Raw genomic sequence first — 21,254 nt, 5'->3', positions numbered from 1 at the left:
ACACAGTCCATGCTTCTTATCGAGCAGACCTGATGATGTCGAGTCGGTGCCGGCCCGCCGCATCGCGACGCATCGAGCGAATGCCGCGTGACGAAGGTCACTGTCTCTTCGTCCGGTCGTTCCCCGATTTCAGCTTCATCATGAACTGCTTGAACGCCGGGCCGAACTCGGCGAACAGCGGCTCGCGGCGATGCTTCAGCATCACGCCGCCGAGCAGCTTCAACCCGGCGACGAACGCCTTGCGCTCGTGGTCGTCGTTGAACAGGCCGCGGCGCTGGATGCGCGCGACGATCTCGTTGAGATCGTCATGGCTTTGGAATGTGAAATCATAACTGGGGCCCGCGTGGCCGTCGCTGCGCGGGCTGATGTCGGTGACTTCGATGGCATAGGCGTGGGGCATCTCGTCGATCTCTCGATGATTGGCCGCGGATCAGGCTGCGCCGTCGTCGCCCTGGATCTCGGCGATCGCGCGGGTGAGGATGTCGCTGACACGCTTGGCCTCCGCCTCGCTCCAGCCCGGTCGGTGCATCTTGAGCGCCATCTTCAGCGTCTGCACCGCCTGCAGCACCTGCTCCGGCGGGTGCATGCCGCCCATGGCGCGGGCCATGATGCGCATCCGGCTGAGAAGGCCCTCGATGGCGGCTGCGTCGTCCTTCAGCGCATGGCGGCCGGCCTCGGTGATGGCGAACAGCTTCTTGCCGCCCTCGGCTGATGCGGCTTCGATCTGGCCCATGTCCTCGAGCAGGCTGAGGATCGGATAGACCGAGCCGGGGCTCGGCGAGTAGGCGCCGCCGACCAACTGCTCGACGGCCTTGATCAGCTCGTAGCCATGTCGCGGCTTCTCGCCGATCAGCCACAGCAGCAGGCTGCGCAGGTCGCCGGGGCCGAAGAAGCGACCGCCGCCGCCACGGCCGAACTCCTCGCGGCCGCCGCGCCGTCCATCGCCTTCAAACCGGCCCGGCCCGCGATGGCGGCCGAAACCGGGACCGCGGCCGGCCAGGCGAGCGTCTTCACCCCCCTCGTCGAAGCCGTGGTGTCGCTCATGGCGGCGATGATGACCCCAGCCGCGATGCTCGCGCTCCTCGTCCCAGCCGTGGCGATCGAAAGTCCAATGATGATGTCTCATACGATATGATCTCCGTTTCATACGAACGATATATCGTTTATGTGCATCGTTTGTCAACAACGATCGACTGGGCGCCTCGAACGGTGAGCCAAGCACCTGATATATTGAGCCTTTCGTTTGCTATGGAGCGGCCGCCACGGCGGTGTCCGCGTTCGTCGCATGCGCTGTGCCGCGGTGGGCGATCAGGGCGTAGGCGACGGGGACCACGAACAGCGTGAACAGCGTCCCGATGGCGAGCCCCGTCGCGATCACGAGGCCCATGTTGAAGCGCGACACCGCGCCGGCGCCGCTGGCGGTGATCAGCGGGATCACGCCGAGCACCATCGCCGCCGTCGTCATGAGGATCGGCCGCAGTCGGATGGTGGCGGCCTCGATGATCGCCTCGGTGCGGTCCTTGCCCTGTTCGCGCAGCTCATTGGCGACCTCGACCATCAGGATGCCGTGCTTGCTGACGAGCCCCATCAGCGTGACCAGGCCGACCTGGGTGTAGATGTTGATGCTGGCGCCGCCGAGCCCGAGGCTGATGAAGATCAGCGCACCGGCGAGCGACATCGGCACCGACACCAGGATGATGATCGGGTCGACGAAGCTGTTGAACAGGGCGGCGAGCGCGAGGAAGATGATGATCAGGGCGAACACGAAAGTCGTGACGAAGCCGCCGGATTCCTGCTCGAGCTGTCGAGAGGCGCCGCCATAGTCGATCGAATAACCCGACGGCAGCGATGTCGCGAGCTCCTTCAGGCTGTTGAGCGCATCGCCCATCGCGACGCCCGGCATCGCCACGCCCGAGATCGTCGCTGCGTTGATCTGCTGGAAGTGGTTGATCGATTCCGGGATCGTCTTGTGCTCGAGCCGGGCGACGGTCGACAGCGGCACCATCGTATTGCCGCTGGTGCGGATCGAATAGTCGAGCAGCTGGTTGTCGGTGAGACGGTCGTTTTGCCGGACCTGGGGAATCACCTTGTACGAGCGGCCCTCCAGGCTGAAATAGTCCAGATAGTTGCCGCCCAGCATGGTCGCGAGCGCGCCGCCGAGATCGCTCATTTTCAGGCCGAGATCGGCCGCCTTGTCGCGGTCGAAGACGACGGTGGTCTGCGGCTTGTCGATCTTCAGGTCGGTGTCGAGGAAGATGAACTTGCCGCTCGCGAGCGCCTTGGCCATGAAGTCGCGCGAGACGTCGTTGAGCTCGGAAAACGCACCCGTTGTGCCGATCACGAACTGGACCGGCAGGCCGTTGCTGCCCGGCAGCGGGGCGGGCTGGAAGGCGACCGAGCGGGCGCCGGCGATGCCGTTCAGCATCTGCTGGAATTCCGGCTGCAGGGTCTTGGTCGTCGCCTTGCGCTGATCCCAGGGTTTCAGCACCCAGCCGCCGATCGCCTGCGTCGGGGTGTCGATCTGGAACACCGTGCGCGTCTCCGGCCGCTGCGCGATCAGGCCGAACAGCTGCTTGCCATAGAACTCGCGCTGCTCGAGCGTGGCCGACGGCGCGGAGTTGGTCAGGGACAGCACGATGCCCTGGTCCTCGTCGGGCGCGAGCTCGCTGGTCGAGCTGACATAGAGCCAGGGGATCATCGCCAGCAGCAGCAGCGCGAACACGACGACGACAGGTTTTGTGGTGAAGACGCTCTCCAGCCCGCGGCGGTAGGCGTGGGCGAGACGTTCGAGCACGTGGTCGATGGTGCGGACCAGGCGCGCCTCCAGCGTCTGCGCGTCGCGCTCGGTCCGGCGCAGCAGCCAGGCGCAATTCATCGGCGACAAAGTCAGCGCGATCACGGCGGACACTGTGACGGCGCCGGCAAGCGTGAAGGCGAATTCGGTGAACAGCGCGCCGGTCAGGCCGCCCTGGAAGCCGACCGGCACATAGACCGCGATCAGCACCACGGTCATCGCGATGATCGGGCTCGCCAGCGCGCGGGCCGACTGGATCGCGGCATCGACCGGCGCGACGCCCTCGTCGATCAGCCGGTGCACCGCCTCGACCACGATGATGGCGTCGTCGACGACGAGCCCGATCGCGAGCACCAGCGCCAGCAAGGTCAGCAGGTTGATCGAGAAGCCCATCAGCAGCATCAGGCCGAAAGTGCCTATCAAGGACAGCGGGATCGCGATCACCGGGATCAGCACCGAGCGCCACGAGCCCAGGAACATGAACACCACGAAGATCACGATGGCGATCGCTTCCACCAGCGTATGGACCACCTCGTCGATCGAGGAGTTCACGAAGTCGGTGGAGTCGTAGAGAACCTCGCTGGTGATGCCGTTCGGCAGCTGGCGCTGCAGGTCCGGCAGGACCGCCTTCACGCCGTTGATGACGTCGAGCAGGTTGGCGGTCGGCGCCACCTGGATGCCGATATAGACGGCGGTCTTGCCGTTGAAGCGCGTCGCCGAGTCGTAGTCGTCATTCCCCAGCGTGACATTGGCGACATCGCGCAGGCGGATGATCGCGCCGTTGACCTGCTTGACGACGAGATTGCGGTACTGCTCCAGCGAATGCAGGTTGGTCGCGGCGGCGAGATCGACCTGCACGAGGCGGCCCTTGGTGGTGCCGAGACCGGAGATGTAGTCGTTGCCGGACAGCGCCGTCGACACGTCCGTCGCGGTCAGGCCATAGGCGGCGAGCTTGTCCGGATCGAGCCAGGCGCGCAGCGCGAACTTCTTGGCGCCGAGCAGCTCGGCGGTCTGCACGCCGGAGACGGCCTGCAGCTTCGGCTGCACCACGCGGGTGAGATAATCGGTGATCTGGTTCGGCGCCAGCACGTCGCTGGCGAAGCCGATATACATGGAGTCGATGGTCTGGCCGACCTTCAGAGTCAGGGTCGGCTGCTGCGTGCCGGTCGGCAGCTGGTTCAGCACCGAGTTCACCTTGGCGTTGATCTCGGTCATCGCCTTGCCGGAATCGTAGTTCAGCCGCAGGTTCACCGTGATCGTGCTGCTGCCGGTGACGCTGGTCGACGTCATGTAGTCGATGCCGTTGGCCTGGGCGATCGCGTTCTCCAGCGGCGTCGTGATGAAGCCGGCGATGATGTCGCTGTCGGCGCCGGCATAGGCGGTGCTCACGGTGACGATGGCGTTCTGCGTGCGCGGATATTGCAGGATGGCGAGCGTCGTCATCGAGCGCAGACCGAGCACGAGGATCAGCGCGCTGACCACGAGCGCCAGCACCGGCCGGCGGATGAAGATGTCTGTGAAACGCATGGGAGGCTCTGAACGTTGGCTTGCGGCTACTGATCGACGACGTTCGGAGCGGCTTCCGCCACGGGCACGTGCGAATTGTCGACCTTCACGGGGCTGCCATTGCGCAGCTTGATCTGTCCGGCGATCACCACCGTCTCGCCCGGCTTGACGCCCTCGGTGATCGCGATGCGGTCGCCCTTGGCCGGCTTGCTCTTGATGAACATCTGCCGCGCCTTGCCCTGGCCGTCCTTGAGATCGTCGACGACATAGACGAGGTCGCCATAGGGATTGCTGACGACAGCGGTCAGCGGCAGGGTCACGAGTTGCTCCGGCTGGCCGATGCCGATCTCGACCTTGGCGAACATGCCCGGCAGCAGGCGCGCTTTTTCATTGTGCAGGGTGGCGCGGACCTGGACGTTGCGGCTGGTGGAATCGACCTTGGCGTTGATCGCCGAGATCTGGCCGGTGAAGCGCTCGCCGGGAAAGGCATCGACGGAGATGCCGACATCCTGGCCGATCCTGATATCGGCGAGCGACTGCTGCGGCAGATAGAAGTCGACGAAGATCGGATCGAGGCTCTGCAGGGTGACGATGGTGGTGCCGGCGCTGAGATACTGGCCGAGATCGACGGCGCGGATGCCGAGCCGGCCAGCGAACGGCGCCTTCAAGGTCTTCTGCTCGACGACGGCCTTCTGTTGCGCCACCAGCGCCTGCGCGTTCTTCAGATTGGCGCGGTCGCTGTCGAGCGTCGCCTGGCTGACGGCGTTGAACTTGATCTGCTCCTCGTCGCGCTTGAGGACGATGGCGGCGTTCTCGGCGGTGGCCTGCAGCGACTGCAGCTTGGCGACGTCGTCGGTTGCCACGAGCTGCAACAGCGACTGGCCGGCTTCGACCGAATCGCCCGAATTGAACTGGATGCTCTGCACGATGCCGGAGACTTGCAGCGCCAGGTCGGCGCCGTTGACGGCGCGCAGCGAGCCGACGGCGGTGAGATTGGAGCGCCACGACGCGGTCGCCGCGACAGCGGTCGAGATCGTCTGAGGCGGGTTGGCCATCGCGCCGATCGCCTTGGCGATCATGATGCCCTTGAACGTCTGGAAGCCGTACAGGCCGCCAAACAACAAGGCCATGACGGCCAGCATGATCGTCATGCGTTTCTTCATTACAGTGCTTCCTGGGTCGTGCGGTTGGGACCGGCGAAATAGCCGGGATTGGCGCGTGGTAGCGCCGCTGGTGTCTCGTCCTGGCGATTCCACCAGCCGCCGCCGAGCGCCTGGAACAGCGCCGCGGTGTCGGTGAAGCGTGTCGCCTGCGACTTGATGCGGGAGACGCGCGCGTTGAGGTAGGACTGCTGCGCCGTGATGACGTTGGCGTAAGGAACGGCGCCGCTCTTGAACTGCTCGATCGCCATCGCCAGACTGTCGGCCGTGGCCTTCTCGGCGGCGGCCTGCGCCTTCAGCGCCTCGGCGTCGTACTGGATGGCGCGAAGCGAGTCGGCGACGTTCTGGAAGGCGGTGATGACCGTGCTCTTGTAGAGCGACAGATCCTGCTCGAAGGTCGCGACGTCGGCTTCCTTGGTATGATACAGCGTGCCGCCGTCGATCAGCTTCTGGCTGACGCTCGAGGCCGCCTCCCACACCAGCGTCGTCGGCGAGAACAATCGCTCCGGTCCGCTCGCGCCATAGCTGCCCGACAGCGTCAGTTGCGGCAGCAGATTGGCGATGCCGACGCCGACCGTCGCGGTCGCCTGGTGCAGGGTCGCCTCGGCCTGCCGGATGTCGGGGCGCTGGCGGACGAGCGAGGAGGGCAGGGAGACCGGCAGCCTGCGCGGCAGCCGCAGCTCCGCGAGCATCACATGCTCGCCGCGGTCCTGGCTAGGCAGCCGGCCGAGATAGGCCATCAGCTGGTTGCGCTGCTGCGCGAGTTGCTTCTGCAGCGGGGCCAAGGTCGCCTTGGCCTGCGCCAGCGTCGCCTCCTGCGAAAGCACGTCGGATTTGGAAATGGCGCCGACGTCGAACTGGCGCTGGATGCGCCCGAGCTGATCGGTCTCGGCCTTGATGATCTCCTCGGTGGCGGCGATCTGATCGCGCAGCGAGGCGTCGGTGATCGCGGCCGTCACCACATTGGCCGTGAGCGCGAGGTAGGTCGCCTCCATCTTGAACGCCTGGTAGTCGGCTTGTGCTTGCAGTGCCTCGACCTGCCGCCGTGTGCCGCCCCAGACGTCGAGCGCATAGCTGACGCTGACCGATGCGCCGTAAAGCGTATAAAGCGAGGTCTGGCCCGGCCACTGACCCTGCTGCGTGGTCGAAGCCTGCGTGCGCTCCGCCGATCCGCTCGCGCTCACCTGTGGAAACAGCGCGCCTTGTTGCGACAGGGCGTTCTCCCGCGCGGCGCGCAGCGCCAGTTGCGCGGCCTCGATGTCCGGATGATTGCGAATCGCCTCCTCGACGAAGGCGTTGAGCTGCCGTGAGTGAAACAGCGCCCACCAGACGCCGGGGAGATCACTCCCGGGTGCGAAGCTCTGCGCGTTGCCGCCCGGCGTGACGGCGCTCGCGGTCGAACCGAGGCGCTGCTCGCGGACGTAGCCGGTGGCGGCCGGCGCGTCCGGGGACATGAAGTCGGGCCCGACAGCGCAGGACGCCAGCAGCACGCTGCAACTGACGACCCCGAGCGAAACGGGAATTCCACCGCGTCGCGGGACCGGCCTCGACGAGGTGGGAAACATTTCGACATGATCAGACATAAAACTAAACCGTTTCGTTCTCATTGAGCGACCATGCTTGCCGTGTCAGGCTTGAGTCAAGTCACGTTGGTGCTAGGAAGCGGCATGGTCACATCTTCTTCGCAAGCCAGTCCGTCAGGCGCTCTCGCGGCCGCGGGCCGCTCCGAGCTCAAGCACGGACAGATTCTCGACAGTGCGCGGACGCTGTTTCTCGAGGTCGGGTTCGACAACTCCAGCGTCGATGCGATCGCGCGGCTGGCCGGGGTGTCGAAGGCGACGCTGTATAGTCATTTCGCCGACAAGGATGCGCTGCTGCTGGCGCTGGTCGAGGACGACTGCCGCCGGCGGCGCGAGCCGCTGTGGATCGAGACGGGGCAGATCATCGAGCTCGAACGGGATCTGCGCGAGATGGCGCGCCGTTTCCTGTCGATGTTTCTGGACGACCGCGGATTGGCGATGCATCGGCTGATCATGTCGTGCGCCTCACGCTACCCGGCGGTCGCGCAGGCCTTCATGACAGCGGGGCCCGACCGGTGCGATGCAGAGGTCGCGGCGTTCCTGCGCGCGGCGCAGAAGCAGGGACTGCTCGATATCGGCAATGTCAGGTTGGCCGCGACGCAGTTTCTCACCCTGATCCAGGGGCGGCTGCCATTGACATGGGCGCTGTCGATGCAGGCGCCGAGCCCGGCCGAATGCCGTGCTCAGCTCGAAGGCGGGATCAAGGTCTTCATCGCAGCCTATGGAAGGCCGACAGCAGGCCGACAGGCGGCTTGCAAGCCAGTGTCGAAGGCCGCTTCAGGGGCCGCTTCAAAGACGCCCCTTCGACAACAGCTCAAGCGGCCGTCGCGACGGCGATGAACGTCAGGTCGGAGCGGATGTCGCGACGGCCGGTTTGACTTGCGCATCGCCCGTCCGCTTCGGCCGCCGCAGCCAGCGCTGCGTCCAGATCAGGACGCCCGTGATGAGCAGCGCGAGCAGCACCACCGAGATCAGTACGTTGGCGGCGCTGCCGATCAGCGACCAGTTGCCTTCGTGCAGCAGCCGCACCCAGTTGCGCGGCAGCGCGGAGACGCCATCGGCGGTCACGGCATAGGCGCGCAGTTCGTCGCCCTCGATGATTCGCGCCAGCATCCGCCCGCCGCGAGTGCCGATCATGTTGACGGTGCTGAGATCATGATCCCTGGCAACGATGCTGACCGCCTCCGTCAAGGAGACGCGCTTGCCTGCTGTCGCCGGCGCACTGAAGAAGCTGTTGCTGGGGTCGAGCAGGACGCCGGTCAAGGGGCTCAGCAGGATCAGCGGCAGCGTGAACCAGGCTGCGCCCTTGTGCCAGCCCGACAGCGTGTTGCGCAGCCGCGGCAGCCCCATCAGAATGCCGATGATCATGATGACGATCATCCCGATGGTGGAGATCGTCGTGAGACCCTCGATGCCGATCAGGTGCTCATGGGTCATGCGCGCCCATTGAAACACGCTGCTCGCCGCGGGCTTGTCGGCGACCGCGCCGGTGGCCATGTCGAGCTCGGTGCCGGGCCGGCCCTGCAAGGTCAGATGCTGCGTCGTCGGATTGATCGAGATGCCGCGCGCCTTGCCGTCGGGATCGTATTGCTTGATCAGGGCGACGACGCGCGCCGGATCGACGCTGCCTGGCTTCACGGCAGCAACCTGGGCGATCGGCTCGAAGGAGAGGATCAGTCCGGTGGCGATGATCACGAGCAATGGCAGCGCAAAGGTCAGGCTGATCCAGCGGTGGAGCTTGAGCAGAAGCTGCTTGTTCATCGTCATCTCCAGATGATCGTCTTGCACACGGGGCGTGGGCGAGATCGTTGTCCCTCGGCACTCACTCCCTGAACGTTTCTGTTGATCGCGCAAGGGACGACGCGGGCGATCGGTCGTCCGTTCTGTTCTCATTAGCCGAGCGCAGCATTGGGACGAAGGAGATAACTATTAATTTTAGGTCATGCGCCGTTTGATCGGCGTCATTGCAGCAAATGCGAATCCGGTCTTACGCGGATGATTTCAATTTGCATCAGATGCCAAATTGCCGCCATCGAGCACCTGCTTGAGGCGTGCGGCGTCCAAGCCATTTTCCCAGCGTGCGATGACGATGGTCGCGACCGCATTGCCGATCAGATTGGTCGGCGTCAGGCCCTGCGACATCAGGCGATGGATGCCGAGCACGAGCGCGACGCTGGCGACGGGAATGGTGCCGGTCGCGGCCAGCGTCGCCGCCAGCACGACGAAGGCGGCGCCGGCGATTCCCGCTGCGCCCTTGGACGTCACCAGCAGGATCAGCAGCAGGCCGATCTGATGCCCGATGTCGAGATGGGTGTTGGTGGCCTGCGCCAGGAAGACCGCGGCGGTGGCGAGGTAGAGGCAGGTGCCGTCGAGATTGAACGAGTAGCCGGTCGGGATGACCAAGCCGACGATGCTGCGTTCGCAGCCCGCGGCCTCCAGCTTGGCCAGCATGCGCGGCAGCACGGTCTCGGACGAGGTGGTGGCGATGCAGACCAGGATCTCGTCGCGGATGTAGCGGATCAGCTTCCACAGGCTGAAGCCCGCGAAGGCGGCGATCGGGCCGAGCACGGCGGCGATGAAGATCAGGCAGGTCAGATAGAAGCTGCCGAGCAGCAGGCCGAGCTTGGCGAGCGAGCCGATCCCGAACTTGCCGACCGTGAAGGCGATCGCGCCGAAGGCGCCGAGCGGTGCCGCCCACATCACGATGCGGACCACGCCGAAGATCATCTGGCCGGCGACCTCGATCACGTCGGTCACCGCCTTGGCGCGGTCGCCGAGCCAGATCAGGGCGAAGCCGCACATCACGGAGATGAGAAGGACCTGGAGGATGTTGCCTTCGGCGAACGCGCCGACGAAGGTCTGCGGGATGATGTTGAGCAGGAACGGCACCAGGCCGACCGCAGCGGTCTGCTTGACGTAGGGCTCGATGGTCGCGGAATTGATCGTCGCGGGGTCGACGTTCATGCCGACGCCCGGCTGAAACAGGTTCACGGCGGCTAGCCCGATGATCAGCGCCAGCGTCGTGATCACCTCGAAATAGACCAGCGCCTTGATGGCGACGCGGCCGACCTTGGCCATGTCCGCCATGTGGGCGATGCCGTTGACGACGGTGCAGAAGATGATCGGCGCGATCAGCATCCGGATCGCCTTGATGAAGGCATCCCCCAGCGGCTGCATCTGGGCGCCGAGATCCGGCTTCACCGCGCCGAGCAGGATGCCGGCGGCCATCGCGATCAGGACCTGGACCCACAATTCCTTCCACCAGCCGCGGCGGGCGCTGCCGGCGGGCGCGGCGAGGGTCGAACTCGAACTGCTCATGTCAGGTCCTTTCGGGCGCAAGGCGCGGGAAGGGGCGCGTCTTCATGGAAGCTTCGCGTCATCGCGTCAAATGCAGCGGATGCAAAGGGCGTTTGCGATTTTTCCATTATTTCGCTGCTATCGTGTTGCATAAGGATCGCGCGAGACGCCATCCGATATCCCCCACATCCTGACGTCATGGTTGAACCGAGAGGCAAATTGCCTTCTGCAGCCATCGGCTTATGGCGATGTCTTCGCGTGCGGCTTGCGACGGCGGATGTCGCCTGTTCGCTGTGCCAGCCGTGCAGCTCAAACAGGTTGAAGCCGCAATGGAGCGAGACCGCGTCCGAGGCTGTTGCTCGCGGTTCCGTGCCGCGAAAAAAAGCGTTGTGCGTCAAGCACCTGAGCGCGCGGGATTCAAGCCTGATCCGCAGTTCATGCGGTTGTCGAGCGCGACGGCGCAATGCTATCGACGACGCCAAGGACGACCGGATCGCCGGTTGCAGCTCATCAGGAGAGGAAACACCATGGCCGACGCGCTCATCATCGACGCCTGCAGGACCCCGCGCGGCATCGGCAAGGCTGGCAAGGGCGCGCTGGCGGGGCTGCACCCGCAGCACCTCGGTGCCACCGTGCTGCGCGCGCTGGCCGAGCGCACCGGCATCAACACCGGCGATGTCGACGACATCATCTGGGGCTGCTCGTCGCAGCGCGGGCCGCAGAGCGGCGATCTCGGCCGCATGTCGGCGCTCGACGCCGGCTACGACATCCGCGCCTCCGGCGTCACGCTCGACCGCTTCTGCGGCTCCGGCATCACCAGCGTCAACATCGCGGCCGCCCAGATCATGGCCGGGCAGGAGGATCTCGTCATCGCCGGCGGCTGCGAGATGATGTCGATGGATGGCCGGCGCGGCGAGGGGCCGCTGATGATGGATGCCGGCAACCTGCATCTGCGCGCGCTGCATCCGCAGTCGCACCAGGGCGTCTGCGCCGACGCCATCGCCACCATGGAAGGCATCACCCGCGCCGATGTCGACGCGCTCGGGCTGGAGAGCCAGAAGCGCGCGGCGGCGGCGATCGCCGGCGGCCATTTCAAGAAGAGCCTGGTGCCGGTGCATCGCGAGGACGGCAGCCTTGCGCTCGACCACGAGGAATATCCGCGGCCGCAGACCACGGCGGAGGCGCTGGCGGGCCTCAAGCCGGCATTCCCCGCGATTGCCGATTACGCGCTCGACGACAAGGGCACCACCTATCGCAACCTGATCCTGCAGCGCTACCCGGGCCTCGAGATCCAATTCATGCACCACGCCGGGAATTCCTCCGGCGTGGTCGACGGTGCCGCCGCGATTCTGCTGGCCTCGCCGTCCTACGCCAAGGCGCATGGCCTGAAAGCCCGAGCGCGCGTGGTCGCGACGGCGAACATGGGCGATGACCCGACCCTGATGCTCAACGCTCCGGTACCCGCGACCCGCAAGGTGCTGGCCAAGGCCGGGCTCACGACCGACGACATCGACCTGTTCGAGATCAACGAGGCGTTCGCGGTCGTTGCCGAGAAGTACATCCGCGACCTCAAGCTCGACCGCGCCAAGGTCAATGTGAACGGCGGCTCGATCGCGCTGGGGCATCCGATCGGCGCCACCGGTTCCATCCTGATCGGCACGCTGCTCGATGAACTTGAGCGCCGCGACCTCAAGCGCGGCCTGGTCACGATGTGCGCGGCCGGCGGCATGGCGCCCGCGATCATCATCGAGCGGGTCTGAGCGCTCACATCTCCATCGAGGCATGACGCCCGCTGCGGACCTCCCGCGGCGGGCGTTGCTTTTGGGACCCACCGTTCTGGAACGCCCGGGCCCCGCTGCGACCTTCCGCGCTCGCTCGTTGACGCCCCACGTTCCCACGACGGCTCTACTGCGGTTCCAGTTTCCGGACCAGCCAACCACGTTTCGGCTGGAAAGGAATTCGCGCTTGTTCCGCAAATGGCGACAGGTTATTGCCACGCAGAGGCCTCCTCGTAGAAGAAATGGCTCTCGTGCTCTCGACGCTGTCGCATATCATCGATCGCAAGGCCTCGAACCGGGTGGTCACGCGGCTGCGGGCCCTGCTGCGCAGCAACGAGTTCTACCTGATCCCGCTGGCGCTGGTGATCGGCGTGTCCACCGGCGGCATCGTGACGGTGATGAGCCTGATCGCGCAACTCGCGCATGTGGTCATCTTCGGCATCCCGATCGATGTCCGGCTGAGCGCCAACGCCTGGGTCAACCCGATCATCGCCCTGATCGCGCCGGCCTGCGGCGGTCTCATCCTCGGCCTGATGGAGTGGCAGCGGCGGCGCTGGAAGATCGCGGCGGCCGTCGACCCGGTCGAGGCCAATGCCTTGCGCGGTGGCCGGCTGTCGATGCGCGACAGTCTTGTCGTGAGCAGCCAGACCCTGGTCTCCAACGGCTCCGGCGCCTCGGTCGGCCTCGAGGCCGGCTACACCCAGATCGGCGCCGGCGTCGCCTCGCTGCTTGGGCAATACCTCACGCTTCGCCGCAACGACCTGCGCCTGATCGTCGGTTGCGGCGCGGCGGCGGCCATTGCGGCAGCGTTCGGCGCGCCGATCACCGGCGCGTTCTATGCGTGCGAGTTGATCGTCGGCGTCTACTCGGTCGCTAGCGCCGCGCCGATTCTGGCGGCCTCGCTGGCCGGAGCCCTCACGTCGCAATATCTCACCGGCGCACCTTATTCGCTTGAGATCCAGAAGGTCGGCGCCGTCGGCTTCGAGCAGTACATCGCGCTGTTCGTGCTGGCCTTGCTGGTCGCCTTCATCGGCATCGTGGTGATGCGCGCCTCGCCGGCGGTCGAGCGGCTGTTCGTGCGCATCCCGGTCTGGCTGCGGCCGGTGATCGGCGGTGTCTGCGTTGGCGCGATGGCGATTGTGACGCCGCAGGTGCTGGCGGCCGGCCACGGCGCGATGCTGCTCGACCTGCATCGCGAGATGGCGGTCGGCTTCATCGCCACCATCATCGTGCTCAAGCTCGCCGCCTGCCTGATTTCGCTGGCCTCGGGCTTCCGCGGCGGCCTGTTCTTTGCCTCGCTGTTCATCGGCAGCCTGCTCGGCAAGCTGTTCGCGGGACTGCTCGCGATGGCCGGGCTCAGCCTCGCGCTGGACCCGCTGGTCGCGATGCTCACCGGCATGGCGACGCTCGGGGTCGCCATCGTCGGCGGTCCGCTGACGATGTCCTTCCTCGTGCTCGAGATGACCCGCAGCGTCGACGTCACCGCCGTCGTGCTCGGCGCCTGCATCGTCACCTCGGTCTGCGTGCGCGTGCTGTTCGGCCACTCGTTCTCGACGTGGCGGCTGCATCTGCGCGGCGAGACCATCCGCAGCGCCAACGACGTCGGTTGGCTGCGCAACCTCACCGTCGAGCGTCTCATGCGCTCCGACGTCGGCAAGGTGCCGACCACGACCAGCATTGCCGCCTGCCGCCGCGAATTCGCGCTCGGCACGCGCCAGGCGGTGGTGGTGGTCAACAACAGCGACGACTATTGCGGGCTGGTGTCGCTGCCCGACCTGTTCTCGGGCGAGCTGGACTCGATCGCCGACGAGATCCAGGTGGTCGAGCTAGCCAAATATTTCGATGTCGCGCTGCTGCCCGAAATGAACGTCAAGACGGCAATGAAGATCTTTGACGATTCCGGCGCCGAGGTCCTGGCGGTGCTGGAGTCCGAGAACAGCCGCAAGGTGGTCGGCTTCCTGACCGAGTCGTTTGCCCGGCGCCGCTACGTCGAGGAGATCGACCAGGCCACGCGGGGCGTGCTCGGCGCCTTGTCGTGATCGCGTCGCATCGCCGCGCGACGTAATCGCCGGGCCGGGACGAAGGTGGCTGCCGGCCGCTCGAGATGCGAGGACGACATGACGCGACGGATCACGACGGCTGTCCTGAGCACGCTGATGGTGACGGCGGCTGCCGCCGAGCCGGTCGTGCTCAAGGGCAGGGACGCGTTCGGAAGCTGGCAGGGCGATACGCCCGGCACGATCCGGCTCATCCGCCCCGAAGACCTGCCCAAGCCGGGCGCGACGGCGTCCGCCGCTAATGTCTCTCGCGTGGTGCAGCGGCCGGCCTCGGCCACACCCAAGGTCCCCGATGGCTTCAAGATCGCGCTGTTCGCGGAGGGGCTGAGCGGACCGCGCATCATCCGCACCGCTCCCAACGGCGACATCTTCGTCGCCGAGACGCGGGCAGGGCGGGTTCGCGTGCTGCGCCCGAGCGAGGATGGCAGCAAGGTCGCAACGAGTGAGATCTTCGCCGACCGTCTCGGTCAGCCCTTCGGCATCGCGTTCTATCCGAGCCGCGACCCGCAATGGGTCTATGTCGCGAGCACCGAGCGCGTGATGCGGTTTCCGTATCGCTCCGGCGACATGAAGGCGTCGGGGCCGATGCAGGTCGTCGTTCCCGATCTGCCGGCGGGCTACGGCCATTCCACCCGCGACATCGTCTTCACGAAGGACGACCAGCGCATGCTGGTCTCGGTCGGCTCTGCCGGCAATGTCGGCGAAGCCCTGGGCGAACCAGCCGGCGGGCTGGCCGCCTGGATCAAGGCGCATCCGCTCGGCGCGGCCTGGGGCGGCGAGACCGATCGCGCCGGCGTGCTGGCGTTCGATCCCGACGGCAGGAACCGCAAGCTGTTCGCGAGCGGCATCCGCAACTGTGTCGGCCTCGCGATCCAGCCCGCGACCGGCCAGCCCTGGTGCTCGACCAATGAGCGGGACGGGCTCGGCGACGATCTCGTGCCGGACTATGTCACGCGGGTGAAGGAGGGCGCCTTCTACGGCTGGCCCTGGTACTACATGGGCGACAATCCCGATCCGCGTCATTCCGGCGAGCGGCACGACCTCAAGAGGCAGATCACCGTACCCGACGTGCTCCTGCAGGCCCATTCCGCCTCGCTCGGCCTGACGTTCTACGACGCCAACCTGTTCCCGCCGGAGTATCTCGGCGATGCCTTCGCGGCCGAGCACGGCTCGTGGAACCGGTCGAAGCGCACCGGCTACAAGGTTATTCGTATCAGGCTCAAGGATGGCGTGCCCACCGGCGAATATGAGGACTTCGTCACCGGCTTCGTCGTGAATGATCGCGAGGTGTGGGGCCGGCCGGTTGGCGTCACCATCGCGCGCGACGGGAGTCTTTTGATCTCCGAGGACGGCAACGGCACGAGCTGGCGCGTCAGCCGCTGAGCGCGGTCGTATTGCGGCGCAGGAACCTCCCGACCCAAGATGGGTTGTGTGCGGGGTTGAACGCCGGAAGACCGCATGAACATCTTCGATCCGAAGGGACCGATCGCCGCCGCCCAGCAGACGATCCTGATCGATTCCGTGATCATCATGCTGGCGATCATCGTTCCGACCTCGATTGCGGTGCTCGCCGCCGCCTACTGGTTCCGGAGCTCCAACACACGGGCGCGTTATCGGCCGGACTTCGCCTATTCCGGCGCGGTCGAGCTCGTCGTGTGGTCGATCCCGGCGCTGACCGTGATCCTGCTCGGTGGCGTCGCCTGGATCGGCTCGCATGAGCTGGACCCCGCCAAGCCGGTCGAGGGCACCGGGCTGCCCATTCGCATCCAGGCGGTGTCGCTCGACTGGAAATGGCTGTTCATCTATCCCGACCAGCGCATCGCGACCGTCAACAGCCTCACCGTTCCGATCGGCGCGCCGCTGCAGTTCGAACTGACCTCCGGCAGCGTGATGACCGCGTTCTTCATCCCGCAACTCGGCGGCATGATCTACACCATGAACGGCATGGTGACCCGGCTGAACCTGCGCGGCGATCACGTCGGCACTTACAAGGGGCTCGCCTCGCAATTCAGCGGCGACGGCTTTCCCGACATGATGTTCGACACCAACGTGGTGGCGCAGCCAGATTTCACCAATTGGGCAACCAACGCGGCGAAGAGCGACCAGGTGCTCGACGAAGCCAGCTACAAGGAACTCGCGGCGCAGTCGGTCGAGAAGACGCCGAGGACCTTCCGGCTCGATGATCCCGAACTGTTCGGCAAGATCGCCATGCAGCACATTCCGCCGGCGCCGGGGCCGCAGCTCAGCGAGAACAAGTCGCGCGAGGAGAGCGGTGTGTCTCATGCCCATTGACATCGTTGCAGTCGGAGTGGACCGATGTCGGTGACCACGGTCGAGCAATCGCCGGCTCTTGCCGATCCGCATCATCTGCGTGCCACCGAGCATCCGGGGCCGGCGCCGAAGCGGATCGTGACCGGGTTCGGGTTCTGGATCTTCCTGCTCTCCGACATCGTGATGTTCTCGTGCTTCTTCGCGAGCTTCGCGGTGCTGTCGGGCGGCACGGCCGGCGGACCCGGCGGGGCCGAGCTGTTCGACATCCGCAACGTCGCGATCGAGACCGCACTGCTGCTGCTGTCGAGCTTCACCTGCGGCATGGCGAGCATCGCCGCCGACCGCCACAACGCGTTCTGGTTCCAGATCGCGATGGCCGTCACCGGCCTGCTCGGCGCCGGCTTCCTGCTGATGGAGATCCGCGAGTTCGCCGATCTCGTCGGCCGCGGCGACGGGCCGAGCCGCAGCGCCTTCCTGTCGGCGTTCTTCACCCTGGTCGGCTGCCACGGCCTTCATGTCGCGGCCGGCATTCTTTGGCTGCTGACCATGATGGCGCAGGTGGTTGCGAAAGGCTTCCGCGCCGACATCGAGCGCCGCATCCTGTGCTTCGCGCTGTTCTGGCACGCGCTCGACATCATCTGGGTCGCGGTGTTCTCCGTGGTCTATCTGCTCGGGAGTGCGACATGAGCGATCACGCCCAGGAGTTCGGTGATCGCGGCGATCTCGCTCCGGGAGAGCAGCAGCACGGCGACCTGCGCTCGCGCGTGCTGTTCTATCTGGCCGGCCTCGGGCTTGCGATCCTCCTCACCGCCGTGTCGTTCTTCATCGCGGGCACCCATCTCGTCTGGCAGCCCTCGATCCCCGTCGCCATCATCGTGCTGGCGATCGCGCAGATGGGCGTGCACCTCGTGTTCTTCCTGCACATCACCACCGGACCCGACAACACCAACAACGTGCTCGCGCTCGCCTTCGGTCTGCTGATCGTGCTTCTCGTGGTCGGCGGCTCGCTATGGATCATGGCGAACCTGAACCACAACATGATGCCGATGAATCAGCTGATGCAGATGCAGCAGTAAGCATCTTCGCCGATCACCGAGCCTTTGCTGAGCCCCTGGATCGCTTCGCTGCGCTCGCGATGACGGAGTTTGCGGGGCGAGGTGCCCGCCACAGTCGTCATTGCGAGCGAAGCGAAGCAATCCAGGGGCCGCGCGAACGCTGTAAATTTGCTCCCGCGCGTCAACGCGTCGTCCTTACTTCTTCTGCGCCCGGCAATTGAACGCCCTGCGGAAGCCGGAAGCTCTCGCGTCGTCCTCGGAGCAGAACCAGCGGTCGGGCTCGGTGGTCGCGGGATAGCTCGGGCAGCCCTGCAGATGATAGATGCCGATGTTGCCGGTGACGCGGGCGCGCACCGCGAACTTGCCCTTGATGGTGCAGCCGGGCGGCGCGCTCGGCGCTTCCGGGAACAGCACCGCGCGGATCTCGCGGTCGCGGTCGGCGCGGCAGGCGGCGCCGAGCAGGGCGCCATCCTTCTTGTCGCTGCGGAACTCGTTCGGCGCGATGAAACACCCCTTCCACAGCCCGCGCAGTGCCTCCTTGGCCGCGGCGACGTCGTCCTTGACCCGTGCCTTGGCCGCCGGATCGGCGCTGACCGCGAAGCCCGCGCGCGCCATCTGCTGGTTGAGGCTGACCTTGTCGCCGTCGACGGCGCAGATCCCGATCTTGCGCGTCTTCAGCGGCTTGTCCGGACCGAGATCCTCGCAGCGCACCGAGCGGCCACCGATCAGCTTGCTGAGCTGCTCGCGCGCCTCGACGCCGCAGCTCCAGGGATCGGCATGGTCGTCGATGCAGAGCTGATCGACCTCCGGCGCATCGATGCCGTCGAGCCGATACACGGCGTCGCCGAGCTGGAGCGTGTCGCCGCTGCGCACTGTCGCCGTCGCGGCCAGCGCCGGGCTCAGCGCGGCCATGGACGCGATCGCAACAACGATCGCTGTCCGAAACCCGGCGGTCGACATTTCCATTTCTTTCTCCTTGCCCGTGCTGCTGTGAGTTCTAACATCTGGAACAACACATGATCAATTCGTGCTGATCGAAGCTGTGAAGGCTTGTTGCGGTGGACCCTGCGCCCCCGCGCAGATGAGCCATGAGCCAGACGCAGCAAAACCCGACAAGACTTCCTAACGAATTCGTCTAAGAAGCATTCCAGGCTGGGATCGCGGAGACCCGGCAAGAGGGGGCTGAAGAGATGCACACCGACGATCGCTCGGCCATGCGCGCCAAGTTCGCGCCGCCGACCGAAACGCCGCGCCATGCGGGCATGTCGCGCCGAAGCCTGTTGGCAACGGCGGCGCTGCTGATCACGACGTCTGGAGCAACGGCGAAGGTCGTGACCAAGGTGCTGCCGTGGCGGCCGAACGAGGTCTACCCGGTGACGCCCGTGACGCCGGGAGGCTGGCTGTTCTTCACCGCCGAGGAGGCCGCCGTCGTCGACGCGATCGTCGACCGCCTGATCCCTGCCGACGAGCTTGGCCCGGGCGCCAAGGACTCCGGCGTCGCCACCTTCATCGACCGGCAGCTGACCGGCCCCTATGGCGGTCACGACTGGCTCTACATGCAGGGGCCGTTCTCTACCAATCCGCTGCCGACGCAGGGCCTGCAGTCGCCTCTGACGCCGCGGCAGCAATATCGCCAGGGGCTCGCGGCGCTCGCCGCCTATTGCAAGGCCAATTTCGGTGGCCGGGCCTTCACCGATCTGTCCGGCGAGGAGAAGGACAGACTGCTCGCCGGCATGGAGAAGGGCGATGTGAAGTTCGAGGGCTTCTCCAGCCGCATGCTGTTCAATGCGGTGCATACCAACACCATGGAAGGCTTCTTCGCCGACCCGATCTACGGCGGCAACAAGGACATGGCGGGCTGGAAGCTGATCGGTTTCCCCGGCGTGCGCTACGACTTCCGCGACGTGATCGACAATCCAAACAAGCCTTACACGCTGCCTCCGGTGAGCATGCAGGGCCAGCCGGCCTGGGGAGTTCGCTGACATGGCACGCCGTCTTCCACGCAAGGATGTCGCCATCGTCGGGCTCGGCTGGACCGGCTCGATCATGGCGCTCGAACTGTGCCGCTCCGGTCTCGACGTCGTCGCGATCGAGCGCGGCCCGTGGCGCGACACAGCCACCGACTTCAACATCGGCACCGCGCCGGACGAGCTGCGCTACGCCGTCCGCCACGACATCTTCCTGCGCACGCGGCAGGAAACGCTGACCATGCGCAACAATTCGTCCCAGACCGCGCTGCCGATCCGGCGCTGGGGCAGCTTCCTGCCGGGCAACGGCGTCGGCGGCGCCGGCTCGCATTGGAACGGCCAGACCTGGCGGTTTCTGCCCAACGACTTCCGCCTGCGCAGCAACACGATCGAGCGCTACGGCGAAAAGATCATGCCGGAGGGCCACCAGATCCAGGACTGGCCGATGAGCTATGACGAGCTCGAGCCGTTCTACGACAAGTTCGAACATGTGCTCGGCATCTCCGGCAAGGCCGGCAACATCAAGGGGCAGACGCAAGCCGGCGGCAACCCGTTCGAGGGCTGGCGCGAGCGCGACTACCCGACGCCGCCGATGAAGCAGGGCTACTCGCAGGAGCTGTTCACGAAGGCCGCGACCGGCATGGGCCTGCATCCGTTCCCGCGCCCCTCGGCGAACCTGTCGTCGGCCTACACCAATCCGTACGGCTGCAGCATGGCGCCGTGCACCTATTGCGGCTTCTGCGAGCGCTTCGGCTGCTCGAACTATTCGAAGTCGTCGCCGCAGACCTGCGTGCTGCCGGCGCTGGTGCGCGAGCCGAATTTCGAGGCCCGCACCGAATGCGAGGTCACCAGGGTCAAGCTGTCGGGCGACGGCAAGATGGCGACCGGCGTGATCTATGTCGACGCCAATGGCGAGGAGTGGGAGCAGCCGGCGGACCTCGTGCTGCTGTGCGCCTACGGCCTGTTCAACGTCCGCCTGATGCTGCTGTCGGGCATCGGCAAGCCCTATGATCCGAACTCGGGCGAGGGCGTGGTCGGCCGCAACTACGCCTACCAGACCGGTTCCGGCGCGACCGCCTTCTTCGACAACGTCAACTTCAATCTGTTCGCGGCGGCGGGCTCGCTCGGCGTGGCGCTCGACGACTACAACAGCGACAATTTCGATCACGGCCCGCATGGCTTCGTGGGCGGCGCGTCGATCACCAACGCCTACACCAACGGCCGGCCGATCATGTACCGGCCGACGCCGCGGGGCACCCCGACCTGGGGCTCGGCCTGGAAGAAGGCGGTGCGCGAGACCTATCAGCGCGTCACCAATGTCGGCGCCCAGGGCAGCGTGATGAGCTACCGCGCGAATTATCTCGATCTCGACCCGACCTACAAGGATGAGCTCGGGCGGCCCCTGATGCGGATGACGTTCGACTATCAGCCGAACGAGATCAAGATGGCCAACTGGATGGCCGAGCGCTGCGAGGAGATCGCCAAGGCGATGGGCGCCAAGACCACGCAGCTCAACCGGCTCAATACCCCCTGGAACGTGGTGCCGTATCAGAGCACGCACAACACCGGCGGCACCGTCACCGGCTCTGACCCCAAGACCAGCGTGCTGAACCGCTATCTGCAGTCCTGGGACGTCTCGAACGTGTTCGTGTTCGGCGCGTCGACCTTCCCGCAGAACGCCGGCTACAACCCGACGGGCACGGTGGGAGCGCTGACCTATTGGGCGCTCGATGCCATTCAGAAGAAATATCTGAAATCTCCCGGAGCTCTGGTGCAGCAATGAGCGCGA

General features: G+C 65.9%; 17 protein-coding genes. 9 read left to right on the top strand and 8 right to left on the bottom strand.

Translation table 11 applies throughout. The features are described from left to right. Positions 1–97 precede the first annotated feature (97 nt). The 5 genes from ACQR1Y_RS04940 to ACQR1Y_RS04920 all read right to left on the bottom strand — a co-directional run bounded on the left by ACQR1Y_RS04940 (position 98) and on the right by ACQR1Y_RS04920 (position 7,043). On the bottom strand, positions 98–400 hold the full coding sequence (locus tag ACQR1Y_RS04940; protein ID WP_434879813.1) for a DUF3861 domain-containing protein: 303 nt from the start codon (positions 398–400) through the stop codon (positions 98–100). 30 nt (positions 401–430) lie between these two features. Next, positions 431–1,126 carry a PadR family transcriptional regulator gene (locus ACQR1Y_RS04935; protein WP_434879814.1) on the bottom strand — a complete coding sequence of 232 codons (696 nt, stop codon included), beginning with the start codon at positions 1,124–1,126 and terminating at the stop codon, positions 431–433. A gap of 120 nt (positions 1,127–1,246) precedes the next feature. Further along, positions 1,247–4,321: an efflux RND transporter permease subunit gene (locus ACQR1Y_RS04930; protein WP_434856651.1), complete on the bottom strand. Its 3,075-nt coding sequence runs from the start codon at positions 4,319–4,321 to the stop codon at positions 1,247–1,249. Between the two features lie 26 nt (positions 4,322–4,347). Then, positions 4,348–5,463, bottom strand: coding sequence for an efflux RND transporter periplasmic adaptor subunit (locus ACQR1Y_RS04925; RefSeq protein WP_434879815.1), 1,116 nt, complete (start codon positions 5,461–5,463; stop codon positions 4,348–4,350). After that, positions 5,463–7,043, bottom strand: coding sequence for an efflux transporter outer membrane subunit (locus ACQR1Y_RS04920; RefSeq protein WP_434879816.1), 1,581 nt, complete (start codon positions 7,041–7,043; stop codon positions 5,463–5,465). The genes ACQR1Y_RS04925 and ACQR1Y_RS04920 overlap by 1 nt, the downstream gene beginning before the upstream one ends. 84 nt (positions 7,044–7,127) lie before the next feature. Here ACQR1Y_RS04920 and ACQR1Y_RS04915 point away from each other — a divergent pair, with 84 nt between their 5' ends. Then, positions 7,128–7,880, top strand: coding sequence for a TetR/AcrR family transcriptional regulator (locus ACQR1Y_RS04915; RefSeq protein WP_434879817.1), 753 nt, complete (start codon positions 7,128–7,130; stop codon positions 7,878–7,880). A gap of 3 nt (positions 7,881–7,883) precedes the next feature. Here ACQR1Y_RS04915 and ACQR1Y_RS04910 read toward each other — a convergent pair whose 3' ends face one another. Beyond that, on the bottom strand, positions 7,884–8,801 hold the full coding sequence (locus ACQR1Y_RS04910) for a PepSY domain-containing protein (RefSeq protein WP_434879818.1): 918 nt from the start codon (positions 8,799–8,801) through the stop codon (positions 7,884–7,886). Positions 8,802–9,041: 240 nt separating this feature from the next. Beyond that, entirely contained in the window at positions 9,042–10,358 is a 1,317-nt protein-coding gene (dctA, locus tag ACQR1Y_RS04905) for a C4-dicarboxylate transporter DctA (protein WP_434879819.1), read from the bottom strand. A gap of 506 nt (positions 10,359–10,864) precedes the next feature. Here dctA and ACQR1Y_RS04900 point away from each other — a divergent pair. The 6 genes from ACQR1Y_RS04900 (at position 10,865) to cyoD (ending at position 17,519) form a co-directional block, all read left to right on the top strand. Beyond that, positions 10,865–12,097 carry an acetyl-CoA C-acetyltransferase gene (locus ACQR1Y_RS04900; RefSeq protein WP_434879820.1) on the top strand — a complete coding sequence of 411 codons (1,233 nt, stop codon included), beginning with the start codon at positions 10,865–10,867 and terminating at the stop codon, positions 12,095–12,097. 260 nt (positions 12,098–12,357) lie between these two features. Then, positions 12,358–14,154, top strand: coding sequence for a chloride channel protein (locus ACQR1Y_RS04895; protein ID WP_434879821.1), 1,797 nt, complete (start codon positions 12,358–12,360; stop codon positions 14,152–14,154). Positions 14,155–14,232: 78 nt separating this feature from the next. Continuing rightward, the gene (locus tag ACQR1Y_RS04890; protein ID WP_434879822.1) at positions 14,233–15,555 is read left to right on the top strand and encodes a PQQ-dependent sugar dehydrogenase; all 1,323 of its coding nucleotides are present in this window, start codon (positions 14,233–14,235) and stop codon (positions 15,553–15,555) included. A 75-nt stretch (positions 15,556–15,630) separates the two neighbouring features. Beyond that, on the top strand, positions 15,631–16,464 hold the full coding sequence (locus ACQR1Y_RS04885; RefSeq protein ID WP_434879823.1) for a COX aromatic rich motif-containing protein: 834 nt from the start codon (positions 15,631–15,633) through the stop codon (positions 16,462–16,464). A 24-nt stretch (positions 16,465–16,488) separates the two neighbouring features. Continuing rightward, positions 16,489–17,130 carry a cytochrome o ubiquinol oxidase subunit III gene (gene cyoC / locus ACQR1Y_RS04880; RefSeq protein ID WP_434879824.1) on the top strand — a complete coding sequence of 214 codons (642 nt, stop codon included), beginning with the start codon at positions 16,489–16,491 and terminating at the stop codon, positions 17,128–17,130. Then, positions 17,127–17,519 carry a cytochrome o ubiquinol oxidase subunit IV gene (gene cyoD / locus ACQR1Y_RS04875; protein WP_434879825.1) on the top strand — a complete coding sequence of 131 codons (393 nt, stop codon included), beginning with the start codon at positions 17,127–17,129 and terminating at the stop codon, positions 17,517–17,519. Before cyoC ends, cyoD begins: the two co-directional genes overlap by 4 nt. Positions 17,520–17,693: 174 nt before the next feature. Here the strand turns inward: cyoD and ACQR1Y_RS04870 are convergent, their stop codons facing one another. Next, entirely contained in the window at positions 17,694–18,410 is a 717-nt protein-coding gene (locus ACQR1Y_RS04870) for a thermonuclease family protein (RefSeq protein ID WP_434857232.1), read from the bottom strand. Between the two features lie 278 nt (positions 18,411–18,688). On the opposite strand from ACQR1Y_RS04870, the gene ACQR1Y_RS04865 reads away from it, so the two are divergent. Then, positions 18,689–19,480, top strand: a complete 792-nt coding sequence (locus tag ACQR1Y_RS04865) for a gluconate 2-dehydrogenase subunit 3 family protein (protein ID WP_434879826.1) — start codon at positions 18,689–18,691, stop codon at positions 19,478–19,480. A gap of 1 nt (position 19,481) precedes the next feature. Then, positions 19,482–21,248, top strand: a complete 1,767-nt coding sequence (locus tag ACQR1Y_RS04860; protein ID WP_434879827.1) for a GMC family oxidoreductase — start codon at positions 19,482–19,484, stop codon at positions 21,246–21,248. The last annotated feature ends 6 nt before the right edge of the window (positions 21,249–21,254 follow it).

Origin of the sequence: Bradyrhizobium sp. HKCCYLRH3099, from assembly GCF_051167855.1 — a bacterium.
Taxonomy (GTDB): Bacteria; Pseudomonadota; Alphaproteobacteria; order Rhizobiales; family Xanthobacteraceae; genus Bradyrhizobium.
The sequence above is the reverse complement of the archived record's forward strand: the minus strand, read 5'-3'. Positions and strand labels throughout refer to the sequence as shown.